3 protein-coding genes are annotated in these 13,433 nt (G+C 51.1%); all 3 read right to left on the bottom strand.

Going from position 1 to position 13,433, the window contains the following annotated elements; genetic code table 11:
* Window positions 1-9: 9 nt before the first annotated feature.
* Entirely contained in the window at window positions 10-2,154 is a 2,145-nt protein-coding gene (locus MXE41_RS06755; RefSeq protein WP_247099956.1) for a transposase, read from the bottom strand.
* 365 nt (window positions 2,155-2,519) lie between these two features.
* Window positions 2,520-7,364 (bottom strand): endopeptidase La, encoded by a 4,845-nt coding sequence (gene lon, locus MXE41_RS06750; RefSeq protein WP_247099955.1) that lies wholly within the window; start codon window positions 7,362-7,364, stop codon window positions 2,520-2,522.
* A 734-nt stretch (window positions 7,365-8,098) separates the two neighbouring features.
* The gene (locus MXE41_RS06745) at window positions 8,099-12,844 is read right to left on the bottom strand and encodes a hypothetical protein (protein ID WP_247099954.1); all 4,746 of its coding nucleotides are present in this window, start codon (window positions 12,842-12,844) and stop codon (window positions 8,099-8,101) included.
* Between the last annotated feature and the right edge of the window lie 589 nt (window positions 12,845-13,433).

The raw sequence follows: 13,433 nt of genomic DNA, 5'->3' as shown, positions 1-13,433 counted from the left end.
AGTCAAGAGTTAGACATATGCCCTTGTAGTCTTGCTGCCCGGTGGCCTTCCTGGACGTCGTTTTGCAGGCATAGGTCCTACAAATGCAGCATGAAACTCTCTAGTATGTTTTCGAGAGTATTTTGCCCATGGCCAGATTTTAGATACGGGTAATGATGACTCCAAGGAAGTGGTGGTTCTCTTGTTTTTGGAGCCTGCTGGACGACCTGGCTTACGCTTTGCCGGCATTGGACCAACAAATGAGGCCTCAAACTCAACAAGCTTCCTGTTTCTACTGCCAGCAGGTCGGCCGCGTCCCCTTTTCTTAGGCATTGGTCCAACAAAGGCAGCTTCAAACTCAACAAGGCTACTGTTCCTACTGCCAGCAGGTCGGCCGCGTCCCCTTTTCTTAGGCATTGGTCCAACAAAGGCAGCTTCAAACTCAACAAGGCTACTGTTCCTACTGCCAGCAGGTCGACCCCGACCTCTTTTCTTAGGCATTGGTCCAACAAAAGACGCCTCTTGTAGTAGCGTCTTTTTGTTTTTACTTCCTTTAGGTCGGCCGGGGCCTCGTTTAATCGGCTTAAGATCCGTTACTGTCTCATTACATGCATAATCATCAGGCTTGTCAGCTGCCCTTGTTCTGGACTTTGGAGACCTTCCGTTTTTAGAAGATATACTCTCTAAATAACTTTGTGAAGCATCAGCAAGACCCAGCTTAACAAGCAGCTCAAATGCACTGTCTCTGGCTGGAACATTCCAGCAGCCATCATCAATGTGACCGCGAAAAGGTGCATCAACATTACGGTCAATGTCACTGAGATCTTCCAGTATGGTTCTGATTGAAAGTCGTGTTAATTCTCCGTCTTTCTCAAGCTTCTTGATTGGGGAAATGATCTTGCAAAGCATCAGCGTAGCAATAAAGTTTATAAACTCATTGCCAATAACAGCCTGCTTTGATTGAACCATGGCAATGTCCAGATCAAGGGTGTTTTTGTAGTGATCAAATTCGATTTCAAGAGGCCATCTGTTACTGTAATACTCAAGTACATCAAATGGATCAAGATCCATGTCTGAGAGAAATGTAATCGTTCCATGAATCCACATACTTTCCAGGAACTTATCACCATCCAGCGAGGCTGTATCGTCATTGATGCGGTTTAAGATTGCGTGCTTTTCGGCTTCTCCTCTTGTTACATCTCTTACGGTGTACATAAATGTACCATCAGCCAGTTTAAGCTTCTTGTACATGACCATATGACCGTTGTTGAGTATGGCAGTACTGTCACAAGCCAGCATATTGTGCTCGGAAATGCGCTTGTCATTCCTCTTAATCGGAGCAATGTAGTGAAGATCAGGGTACCGTTCCAGAAGATCAGAAATCTTGCTGACAGGAAATCCCTTGTCACATACGATTGTGCCTCTGGTTATCTTGTTATCAAGAATAAAGTCACGGAAAGCCTTTGCATCGAGCATATTCCCCTGGTAGACCTTGGCGCATACCACCTCAGACATCTCCTGATTGTATGCATAGATCACAGAGATTTCTTTGTGACCTTTCAGATGGGTCTTTGCTGATGGCATTGACAGGGAGTTATCGCCAGTGTCCTGTTTGAGAACTCCATCCAAGATTAAGTTCTGATCTTCTTTGACACGCTCAAGCCTTAGGGAGTAGTACTCCTTAAGCCTGGATGGTGCCTTACCAAGATTCTCGATAAGCGAGCTGACACTGTTTTTGGACAGTCCTATACAAGGGTAAAGTACGCTTATGAAGCTGATTTTAGCTTTGGAAGAGTAGCGATTACAGGCTATACCTGGATTGGTAACCCTTAGTGATGCGATAGTGAAAATCCGATTGGCATCCTCAACAGTAAAGCACTTGTTAAGATCTTCATAGACATCTTTACATACACTATGAACAAGAGCTGCTGCCCCATACTGAAGCATCTCTCTTCTGTTCTTTACTACATCTTGGTGGATGGAAGACTTGGGCACATAGCGACCGTTAACTATGTACCCAATAGTCTTACCGTTCCTTGGGCCTGCATTGTTATTGCAGGTCTTTTTGTAGCCGGAGCGCTCCCTGACAGCATAGCGTCGTGAGCTCTTGCTGCCAGTATCAACCACCACCGTATTCCTTGGCCTATCGACTTTCTTAATATCGTCAGGAACCATACAAAAATCCAAATTAAACACTGGAAATTACCTGACTGTATTATAGCCGATAGCTCTGAACAATGGAACTATTAACTCGGTTAACTTGGTAGCCTATTTAATATTGTCTATTGTAATTTGGCTTGTACAAGGGATTTTGTCTTATAGGTGGAGCAATTTCCCATATCACTCTACTAATGCGTCATGCACATAGTTCTAAATTTTGGTAAAGTTTTATTTTAGTTATAGAAATTAATGCGCCTGCCGCCATGTATCTGATGTGCAGGCGCAATCTGATTTTAGTTTTGCTTTCATATCCAGAAAAGACAAAGCCTCCGGTTCTTGCGAGCCGGAGGCTTTGTTGTAATTGGCTTAATCAGCGCCTGTTATTTGGTGCCGCCCTTGTCAGAGCTGCCTTTCTTTTTGGCAGTGGTCTTTTTAACGGTGGCTTTCTTCTGCGCAGTGCCAGTCTGAGCCCTGGTGGCTGTTGTGGACTTTGCAGTGTTCTTTACAGGAGCCTTTTCTTTTACCTTAGTCGCGGTAGTAGCCTTTGCTGCAGTACCAGTACTGGCTTTGGAAGCAGGCTTTTTATCTGCAGAGACGGTGCTTGATGCTGCCTTTGCCGAGGTCTTAGCAGCTGACTTTACTGCAGCTTTAGCGGTTGCCTTTGCAGCTGGTTTTGCCTCTGCTTTTGCCGGTGCATTTGCAGCTGGCTTTGCTTCAGCTTTTGCTGGTGCCTTTGCAGTAGATTTGGCAGATGGCTTTGGTTCAGCCTTTGCTTTTGCCTTTGCCTTGGTTGCTGGTCCGGTTGAGGTATCGGCTTTAGCTCGGGTTGATTTTACTGGGGCTGCAGTGTCGGCGCTGGCAGAGTCAGCTGTTTTGGCTGAGGTGGCCTTTTTGGAGGAGCTGCCGGTTGCGGCACTGGTCTTGACTGACCTGGTGGCGCGGGCTGTGGTTTTTGCAGCAGGCTGCTCTTTCTTTGCGCTGTTCTCTGACAGGGCGTTGCCCTCGTCATCGAAAGTTACGCTGCGTGGGCCGGTGTAGTCAGCAAAGGCTTTGCTAATGGCCGGACGTACGCTTTCAAAGAGAATCCATGCTACATCCTTATAGGTGTCAGCATAGTAGAAGGTGACATTGGAACGCACCTGCTCTGGAAGTTCCTTGACATCGCCCTCGTTGCCAACAGGAATGATGAGCTGCATTATGCCCATGCGACGTGCCGCAATGGTCTTCTCACGCAGACCGCCAATAGGCAGAACATGACCGGTCAAGGTCAGCTCACCAGTCATGGCGTAGTTCTCGGCCGGAGCCTGGTTGAGAACCAGAGACAGCAGAGAGGTAGCCATGGTGACACCTGCTGATGGACCATCCTTAGGAATGGCGCCTTCAGGCACGTGTACGTGTACGGTCTTTTTCTTGAAGAAGCTGCGGCTGGAAGTGCTGCAGAATACCTCAAGATGAGACTGTACATAGCTGTAGGCAATGCTTGCAGACTCTTTCATCACGTCGCCCAGAGAACCTGTAAGCTTGAAGCCGTTGGTATCGTGACTGGTGATGATGGATTCAACAGGAAGGGTTACACCGCCAGATGCAGTCCATGCAAGGCCAGTCATAATGCCCACGCCCTGGAGCATCTTTTCCTTCTTAAATGGAGCTGTGCCCAGGTAATCTTCAAGATCATCACTGCTGATGACTACCTTGCTCTCACCCTCAACCAGCTTTACAGCTGACTTTCTGATCAGTTTGGCAATGGCACGCTCCAGGGAACGTACGCCGCTTTCACGGGCATAGCCATCAATCAGGTCAGAAATGGTGGCATCAGGAATACGCAGTTTGGTGCTGTTCTTCTTGAGGCCGGCCTCATCAAGAGCTCGTGGCAGCAGATGCTTTTTGGCAATGGCAAACTTCTCACGTGCAATGTAGCCCGACAGACGGATAGGGTCCATACGGTCAAGCAGTGGTGCAGAAATAGTATCAGTGCCATTGGCAGTACAGATAAATAAACAGTTTGACAGATCCAGCTTTTCATCCAGATACACGTCAAGGAAGTTCTTGTTCTGCTCGGGATCAAGAGTTTCAAGCAGAGCTGAATCAGGATCACCGTGATAGGAGCGGCCCAGCTTGTCGATTTCGTCGAGCATGATCACTGGGTTCATAACCTTGGTCTCACGCAGGGCAGAAACAATTTTTCCCGGCATGGAGCCCACATAGGTTCTTCTGTGGCCCTTGATTTCAGACACATCATCAATACCGCCCAGAGACAGACGGTAGAAAGGACGGTTAAGAGCACGGGCAATGGACTTGCCAATAGAGGTCTTGCCTACACCTGGAGGGCCGACAAAGAGCATAATCTGACCACTGGTGTGACCCTTGAGGGCACCGACAGCCAGGAACTCAATAATGCGGTCCTTAACATCCTGCAGACCCTCATGATCCTCATCAAGGATACGACGGGCACGGTTGAGGTCGATACTGCTTTTGACTCCTTCCTTACCTTTGCTGTCCTTGTCATCTCTGGTGTTGCGGCCAAGCTTTTCTTTGGCCATCTTGCCCCATGGGATAGAGGTCAGAATATCGATGTAATTACGGGTCTGGCCATATTCAGGGCTGGCAGTCTCAAGCAGGGAAAGCTTGGTAATCTCGTCTTCAAAGCGCTCCTTGATGTGATCAGGAGGGGAGAGCTTCTTCATGCGCTCCTTGAACTTCTCGACATCAAGATCCTTTTCGTCAGCTGCAAGGCCAAGCTCCTTCTTGATTTCATTGAGCTGCTCACGCAGGAAGAAATCTTTCTGGCGCTTCTGAATCTTTTCAGCAACGGAAATCTTAATCTTGTCATGCAGACGGGCTGCAGACAGCTCACGGCTTATGAGCTCAAATACCAGGCGCAGACGAGGCAGAACAGGAATGGTATCCAGTACTTTCTGGAGGTCATCTGGCTTGGACTGGGTAAGAGATGCGCCACAGTCAGCAAGAACTGACGGATTGCTCATGTCAAAACGTGCCAGGTACTGGCGCATTTCATCAGTGATCAGAGGATTCAGCGGAATCAGTTCCTGCAGAGCAGCGCTGATACCAAGGCAGTAGGCACGCAGCTCTACATCATACTGGGCGCTGTTGCGGTCTTCCTTTACTGTGGAAACGCCAAAGATAACCTTGCCGCCGAGCAGGGCGGCCAGTTTGTTACGGATCATGGCAGCGCGCTGCAGTGCAGCCCACTTGCCTTTCTTGCCGTTCTGGCCCATTTCACTCTGAGCAATATCGGCAATATCCTTGCCCTGCATCAGGTAGTTGAGGAACTCCTTGAGCTCAGGGTTAAGGCGCTGATTGTCGCTGTTGACTGTAATACTGGTCTGAGTGCTGCCGTCTTCATTAAAGGTCTTGCCAAGAATGTTAAGACCGGCACCATCGTCGCCATCAAGCTCCTCGCTCCAGCTGGTCTGCTCCTGAGACTCGTCAGTATCACTGTCAAGAATGGCAGCTGTATCAGTTCCTGATGTCAGCTTGCCTTCTTCCTGGGCACGACGTGTCAGAGCCAGCTCATGTTCTTTCTGAATTTCATTCAGGCGCATGAGCAGGTCCTCTGATGCCTCGTGTCCAGGCATAAAGGTAATTACTGCGGTATCTTCGTTAACAAAGCCAAAGTTAGGACCAGTAGCTGATGCTTCAGCATTTTCAATGTCTTCCTTGTCACTTGGGCTGTTTTCCAGAATGGCGTTTAGAGCTTCTTTCTTAAAGCGTTTCTGAGCAAGGTCGTCTTCAAGCTCTTCACGACGATCAATAAGGCTCATCATCTTGAACAGACGCTCACTGGCGGTGCCCATGAGGTTGCCCTTTTCATCTACGCCAATATTCTTGTTGCTGGCGCTGTCAGCCCCCGGGGCTTTGCCATTGGCCTCATGAACTGCATAGTCATCAAGAATGAAGTTCATGCGGTCAATAAAGACCTGGTTGAGACTGCTGTCGCTGGCGCGGGCTTCCTCGTTGATCTTTGCCTGACGTGCATTGCTGCTGCCACCAACCAGCATCTTTGCGTCTGGGATGCTTTCCTTTTGGCTGGTACGGCTGCGCAGAGCATGAGTAAGCTCTTCGGCAAGATCCTTAAGTGATCGGTTAACTTCCTGACCAGGTTCAGATGAGCCACTTTCAGCGTTTACTGTTGCAGAGTCCGAGGTATCTGAAGAGTTGTCGACACCTGTGCCTGCAGTGGAGCCTGAAGTGGCGGCAGATGAATCTGAGCCAGGATCACCAGCAGATCGGTAGGCTTCCGTGGCAGCTGATGCGGCATCAGCAATTTTTCCGGTGACACGGGCAAGGCCGTCACGTATATAACCGGAGCGTTCCTTGATAACAGCTACAGCCTGCTGATAGTACTCGTTAAGACGGTCGATCTCCTCCTGGGAAGGACGTGCCAGATAGAGAGCGATCTGCTCCTTCTGCTCTTCTGGAATATCATTGATAGCCAGAAATTCAAGCAGGTCCTTGAACTTGCTGCGGGAAAGACGGCCGATTACACGCTCATCACTGTGGATGTAGTAATCAAAGTCAAAGCTGCCCTGCTTTTTGACCACATCTATACCAATGGAGCGGGCATATTCCTTTTGCTCCTTAAGCAGGTTCTTGAGCTGGTTATCAAGAGCAGCAGTACGGTTAAGGCTCTCGCGCAGGCTGTCACGGCTGACAGTATCCTTGCCCTGGGTTTCAGCATTGGCAAGACGGTACTCAATTTCAGGATAGCGTACCTGAGCCAGATTCTTCTTGCTGTCTGATACCTCTATCAGGCTTACGCGGCGTACGCCCTCACAGACAATATCAATTTCCTCAGGACCGGTACGGGCTGAAAGCAGACGTACAACAGTACCTGTCTTAGGAAAGTCGTCGATATTGAGCTGGGCGCTGGCAGCCTTTTCGTTGTCCACACCAAACATGGCAAAAGTATGGTGGGAGGAGCTGATGACCTCGGTAATGATGTCCAGCCACTCAATGTTAAGCTGCATGGATGACAGCTGTGAAGGCAGTATAGGAGCGCCTGCAAGTGGAATAACGTGCAGTTTGTTTGGAAGACGGTTGCCCATCTCATCACGGTAAAGTGAGGTCAGCGCCAGAGGGTTGTCATTGTCATAACCATCCTCAGCGTTATAGCCATCGTCACTTTTGCCTTTTTCCTGTTCGGCCGGCTCTCTTACCTTTAAAAGTGAGCTTAACATCATCTTGATGTCATCAAGTCTAGCCATGTTTATCTATCCTTCTATCGTGCCATTTCTGGCAGACATCACGCACTAAACAGTGCGCATATTATTTCGGCTGTAAACTCAAATCCCTGTTACCGAATGGTCCGGATATTATTTAAGTCAGCAACTGCGCTCTGATTGCAGTCAATATGAAACTGGCGTCTGGAATATCCATGAGTCTGCGTCTGCCTTACTCAAAAGTCAGGCTAAGTGGTTAAACCCCTGTTTCATGATATACAGCAGTTGCTGTATAAGAATGTGAATGCAGTCATGGACATATTGCTCAATATTGCCCTGTACCCTGTACGGAGGCAATAAGGGACGTAATCAATAAATAGGGGCTAACTGGCCTCAGTTCAAGATCACAGGACACAATTTGCAAAAAAATAACTGATCTGACAGAAAAACATAACAGCCTGAAGTGGCCTGCGGGGCCATGACCATACGCGCTCAGCTCCATAATGAACCGCCTGGCAGGACAGAGTCATTCTATGGCAGCTACCTGCAGCAGACCGTACATCAGGCATAAAAAGGCCTTTTGCCGGTATTGCCTGGCAATCTGCCCCCTGTGTTGGCCGTATCCGAAGAGCGACATCCATATTTCAAAGCCAGTGTAATGCCGGCCTTGAAAAACAAAAGACCAAAACAGCTCAACTTGCAACCCATCAGTGCAGTTGAACCATTTCAGTCTTTTCTCTTAAGGTCATGGCCCCGGTTCGGGGCTATGTGCCATCAGCTTATTCTTTTGCCCTGGCCTTTGATCGTGAGCCTGCAGTTGCAGCAGCCTTGCGGCCAGTGGTTCTGGTACTGTCAGATACGGCTGCAGAGGTCTTACGAGGTGCAGCTCGAGTAGCTTTTGATGCGCCGGTGGACGCAGCTTTGGCATGGGAGCTGTCTTTGGCAGTGGAACTGGCCTTGCCAGCTCCTCCCTTTGCGGCTGAAGCTTTTGCAGCCGGCCTGGCAGAGGCTGCCTTAGCAGCAGGACCTTTAGTTGCGCTTGCTGTTTTAGTGGCCTTTGCCGGGGCCTTTTCAGCAGCCTTTGCAGCAGCTGGTTTGGCGGCCCTGGCTGGAGCCTTTGCAGCAGCTGGTTTGGCGGCCCTGGCTGGGGCCTTTGCCTGTGCGCTGGCTGCAGCTTTTTGGGCTGCTGGAGCTGATGCGGCACTGGCTCGTGAGCCTGAACGTACTGCAGTCTTCCTGGATGCTGTGGCTGATAAAGCTTTAGCGCTGGCACCGGTCTTTAAGGCAGCGCTGCTCTTTGTGGCTGCGGCTGACTTTGAGCCAGTTCGAGCTTTGGAGCCTGCACTTGCCTTTGACTTGCGCGCAGCCGGATCTGCATCGCGGGCTGCGTTGAAGTCAGTATCGTTCAGCTCATCATCAAGGAACGATGCAGCTGCATACAGATCACTGTCATCAGCGTAATCTGCGTCATCCGATACATCCTCTGACTCATACTCCTCATCTTCTGAACTGTATTCATCCATATCTGCATCGAAGTCAGCATCCTCATCATCAGAGTCAGACTCTTCGTCAGCATCAGCATCAGCATCGGCTTCTTCGATGACATCCAGATCCTGATCTTCGTAATCAAGATTGCCGATGTCGTCTTCGGCATCCTCTGCATCGGCCTCGTGCTGTGCGTACTCGTCCTGATTTTCCGTGGCTGGGACCGGTTCATCTGCGCTGCTGGAGATCGATGATGCTGATTTCTTTTCAGAGGCAAGAAGAAGGTCATCATCATAATCAGCTGCAGATGACACGCCTGAAAAGGCCTGATCGTAGCTGCTGAGATCAATGTCTGCACCTGATGGATCCAGCTCATCTGGAAGCAGGGTCATACGGTCAAACTCAGCCTGAGTGCGGGCAAGCTTGTTCATAAGCTGGCGGCGCTTTTTCTCATCATCAGATGGCAGGCCGACAGATGAGAACTTGCTAAGTCCAGAAGAGCGGCGATAGCCTGTACCTGCACCAACTCCGGCAATGCGGGTTGTTAAAGGAGTAGCATTGCTGGCAGCGGCTGCATCGGCTTCAGAGGATTTGCTTTGACCGTCCCTGGACTGACTGACAGGCATACTGTGAGCATCCTGAGCCAGGGCCGCGCCAGGTGCGCTGCCATGTTGTGTTGCCTGGTCTGCAAGCTCAGCATTACGGTCTCGGTTGCCTTTTGACTTTGCTCTTTGAGATGGGGCAGCTGCATGGAATCTGTTAATGACAGCCTGAGCACCAAGCTCATCAAACATGCCCGGAGGCGGGCCCATTAAAACAGGACCTGACTGGGTATCCATATAAAGCATGCCGTACTGATCCTGATAAATATCAGGGTCGTTAAGGCTTACAGGATTGGCCTCATCAGGATAAAGAGTACCATCAGGAGCCATTAACATGCCCGGAGCCGGACCGGCAGGTACAGGACCTGCAGGACCTGTCTCATAGAGCATGCCGTCATGACCATAGAACATCATTGGTGCCGGACCTATCAGGGTGATACCACCTGGAGTGTCCTGATAGAGCATATGGTCAGGGCCGATAAACATACCGACCACAGGACCGGCAGGCACAATCATGTTTCCGGTATCAAGGTAAATCATACCGTCAACACCAAGGAACATGCCCGGAGCAGGGCCAACAGCCACAGGGCCATTGACAGTATCCTGATGAATCATGCCGTCAGGGGTACGGAAAATTTCCGGAGCGTTAAGCGGTACAGGACCGTCAAAGCCCAGAACCATAGGCACGCCGCCAGCAAAGGCATCAGGCACAAAGTTGCCAATGCCCTGACCCATACCTGGCCCCATACCTGTACCAGTGCCCTGAGCCATTCCTGGACCAGTGCCCTGACCCATAGCTGGGCCCATGCCATGGCCCAGGGACGGACCATTGCCCGGTGCGGGCATCATGCCCTGATCAAAATATGGGGCCTTGCCGGCAGCATTTACGCCTTTACGCTGACGGTTGCGCTCAGCTTTAGCTGCCTTACGGCCATGGCCTGAATCCTTAGATGACTGACCGTTTTCTTCAAGCATGCGGGAAAAGGCCAGCGCAGCTGCAGCCTCAGCGGCCTGAGCTGCTGCCTCAGCAGCTTCAGCCTCTGCCTTTTGAGTAGCTGTAAGCTGGTTACGTTTTTTCTTCTTGCGGCCTTTGGCTGGGTGCTGCTGCTCCAGAATATTCTGGGCAACACTTCTGGTAATGCCCAGCTGCTCACTGGTTTCACGGCTTACGCCCAGAACAGGATCCTGAGCATAAACTATGGCTGCTGCACGCAGCAGTTCGCTGGAGTCATCATGATCGCTTTCATTATCTGCATAAGTCTCATCAGCACCTTCGTAATTGTCAGTATGATCAGACTCTTCACCTGCATTACGGGCAGCACTGGCAGAGTCAGAACGCACGCTCAATGATGAGAGTGTCTTTGACTTGCCGGAAGCAGATGCCTCTGAAGCAGATGCATTTGCGACCTCGACAGCTGTGGCAGTTGCTGGAACATTGGCGGCGTTAGCTGCAGCCTGTTCTGCTGGATTTGCAGCTGACTGGGCAGCATCGGCTGTGCTGGCTGCATCGGCGGCAGCTGCACTGCTGTCCACAGTGTCAGACAGGGACTTGCTGCCGCTGTCGGCCTCGCTTAGCAGGGAGCGACGACGGCGCACCACGACCTTCACCTCAGACTTTGGCCGGTTGCTGCCTTTCTGGTGGATAACATTACCCAGCTCATCAATTTCATAGCTTGGGTAAGGTTCACTGACAGCAGGGGCCTCTGAGCCTTTTTGCATCAGACTCTTGAAGCGGCGCAGAATTTCTGCAGCCTCCTCAACTGAGCGCTCAGGAGCAGCATTTACCAGCTCAGGATCAAAGCCCGGATCAATTCCTCCAACTGGTGAAAACTCATTTGGATGATCCATAGGTCCGGTCATAACATTTGGTCCACCAGCTCCATAGGCCGCTCCCCTGCGGCTGTCGCTGTGACGACGGCGGGAAGAGCGGTGGCGCTGTGGTGGCTGACCCCAGGCATCATGGCCGCGATCAGCTGGTCCATGACGATCATTAAAACCGTAAGGACCTTCATCATAATATCCGTCATTACCTTGCATATGACCTGGCATGCCCTGAATGCCAGGCATTCCGCCGTGCATGCCTGCATAGCCGTAGCCCGGTAAGTTGCCTGCATCAGAGCCATTACCCATGCTGTTGTAATGATCAAAATGACCTGGGACGCCTGGGGCATCCATATAAGGATTTCCATTGGCGGAGTGAGGAGCATTAGATGATTGCCCGTGTCCGCCAGGACCGGCGTTCATGCGTCCCTGGGGACCAAAGCCATAAACATCATGATTAACTGACTGACCATCAGGGCCTGCAGAGCCGCGTGGGCCATTGCCATAAGGGCCGCTGCCCACAGGGCCATTGCCATAAGGGCCGCTGCCCACAGGGCCATTGCCATAAGGGCCGTTGCCCACAGGGCCATTGCCATAAGGGCCGTTGCCCACAGGGCCATTGGCGTGAGGGGCATCAGGCTGATATGGATATCCGCCGCCATTGCCAAAGTGGTTATAACCAGAGGCCGGATCCTGGCCGTAAATTGCAGATGGTCCAAAGGCCTGACTGTCTTTGTGGGCGCCTGCTGCATAAGGAACGGCATGACCTGCAGAGGCAGCGCTGCCACGTCTGCGCACAGGAGCTGCCTTGCTCTTTTTGCTGCTGCGGGCACTGCCGGCAGCGGCAGCAGCTTCTTTGGCAGCGGCCTTGCGGGCTGCCTTTGACTTGCTTCTGGTGCTGCTTTTACGGGAGGAACTGCCATCACCCCATACTGCAGCAGCTGCAGCGCGGGCATGAGACTCAGCCTCAGCGCGCAGTGCAGCCCTTAAATACTCATCACCATCATCAAAAGAAGCAGCTGCCTCTTCGGCACGTGCCTTTTTACGGGCTTTTGCAGATGCAGATGAGGCTGACCTGGATGATGTAAGGGCAGCAGCCTTTGAGGCAGCCTTGATGCCTGCTGCTGTCTTTCCCTCAGTTTTTTCCTGAGGTGATGCACTCCATGCATCAGCGGCCGATGCACGGTATGCCTTGCCGGCACTTTTACCTGAGCTCCTGCCTGCACTCTTGCTGGCAGTCTTACTCAATGCCTTACCAGCAGCAGATGCTGTCGCTGCCTTTGCAGCTGCGGCCTTGGCTGGTGCAGCCTTGCTGGCTGCAGCTTTAGCTGGTGCGGCTTTGGCGGCAGGCTTAGCGGCTGCTTTGGCGCTTGTACCCTTGGCTGCGCCAGCTTTTGTCCTGGCTGTTGCAGCTTTGGCCGTGGTTTTGGCGGAGGTGGCTGCAGCCTTGCTCTTACGAGCAGACGCAGCAGAACCTCCGGATGCAGCATCTGCACCGGATGACTTGCCTGCAGCTGCTGCAGAGCGGGGCTTGCGGCCTTTAGGCTCTGACAGTGAGGTGCGGGCATTACGGTAAGGTGAATTATCTGTTGTCTGTGACTTTTTGGCAGTTCTCATAGAAAAAACAGATTCCCACTTAAGAAAACAAAGTTCAGTCAGCCTCTGATGGCTGCTGCCCATGGAGTCTGTACCTCCATGGGATGGAAAAACCGGCAATATCAGCAATGTATGCTCAGATGCTAATGGCAAAGCGCTGGACCTGCATATGGTCTTGCTTTGTAAAGCGTACTGCATCTGGCCTGAGGCCTGATCCTTACGCCCAGTCAACAGTCCTCATGCTCCATGCATTGAGCTGTGTTTGCGCTGGAGGATCACAGTGCTGATAAAAGTGGCCGCCGGGCACTGTTTGATTGTTTGTACGCCTGCGGCAGAAATTCAGTTAAGTATAAGCATGATCCAGGTTCTGCATCCCAGGTTGCCTGGCAAAGTATTCCTTTATAAAAGTTAAGGTGACACATCTTCTGTGCTGTAAGGTCACTGCGGTTTCACTTATGTCGCAGCAGTGTCGCAGCAGTGTTGCATCAGATGCTGTTTACCGTATCTGAGGGGTAGAACTAAATCGATTTATAAAGCATAAACACTGTCACCATGGTGTTACAGCTGACGTTGAGATAAACAGCTGATTTGCTGCATGTAAGGTGCAGTG

The organism is Anaerobiospirillum sp. NML120449, from assembly GCF_023051105.1.
Classification (GTDB): domain Bacteria; phylum Pseudomonadota; class Gammaproteobacteria; order Enterobacterales; family Succinivibrionaceae; genus Anaerobiospirillum.
The sequence above is the reverse complement of the archived record's forward strand: the minus strand, read 5'-3'. Positions and strand labels throughout refer to the sequence as shown.

Coding starts and splice junctions, on each gene's coding strand:
- lon (WP_247099955.1), bottom strand. CDS start 7,364: ATGGCTAGACTTGATGACATCAAGATGATGTTAAGCTCACTTTTAAAG.
- MXE41_RS06745 (WP_247099954.1), bottom strand. CDS start 12,844: ATGAGAACTGCCAAAAAGTCACAGACAACAGATAATTCACCTTACCGT.
- MXE41_RS06755 (WP_247099956.1), bottom strand. CDS start 2,154: ATGGTTCCTGACGATATTAAGAAAGTCGATAGGCCAAGGAATACGGTG.